Origin of the sequence: Desulfoluna butyratoxydans, from assembly GCF_900699765.1 — a bacterium.
GTDB lineage: Bacteria > Desulfobacterota > Desulfobacteria > Desulfobacterales > Desulfolunaceae > Desulfoluna > Desulfoluna butyratoxydans.
Window position 1 is genome coordinate 1 of sequence record NZ_CAADHO010000037.1, and the last position, 541, is coordinate 541.

1 protein-coding gene is annotated in these 541 nt (G+C 65.2%); it reads right to left on the minus strand.

The window, feature by feature from the left end:
- Nucleotides 1-541, minus strand: a 541-nt coding sequence (locus MSL71_RS26360) for a hypothetical protein (protein ID WP_180147528.1), incomplete at both ends; no start/stop codon positions are given.

Below are 541 nucleotides of genomic sequence, written 5' to 3' on the forward strand. Positions count from 1 at the left end.
GGAGACATCCACGTTGGCGGTCCAGGTGCCGTCGGGCAGGAGGGTGTAGTCACCCTCGTGCAGGGTGATGGTGGTTGAGCCGTCGGAGATGGTGAGCCCGGTGATACGGCCGCCGGCCTCGATGGAACCGGAGAGCTGGGTGTTGCCCAGATCGTCCGTGGAGCTGATCACCCCATCGGCTCCGGAGTCTGCGATGTCGACCGAGGAAGCGTCCGCCACGGTGTCCTTGGCGATGGTGTCGGTGACCTGTGCGGCGGTGTTGCCGTTTGCGTCCTCGGCATCGAGGGCCACGGTCAGGGTGCCGTCGTTGAACGAGGAGACATCCACGTTGGCGGTCCAGGTGCCATCGGCCAGGAGGGTGTAGTCACCCTCATTTAAGGTGATGGTGGTGTCGCCGTCGGAGATGGTGAGCCCGGTGATACGGCCGCCGGCTTCGATGGAACCGGAGAGCTGGGTGTGGCCCAGATCGTCCGTGGAGCTGATGACGCCGTCGTTACCGGAGTCTGCGATGGTGACCGAGGAAGCGTCCGCCACGGTGTCC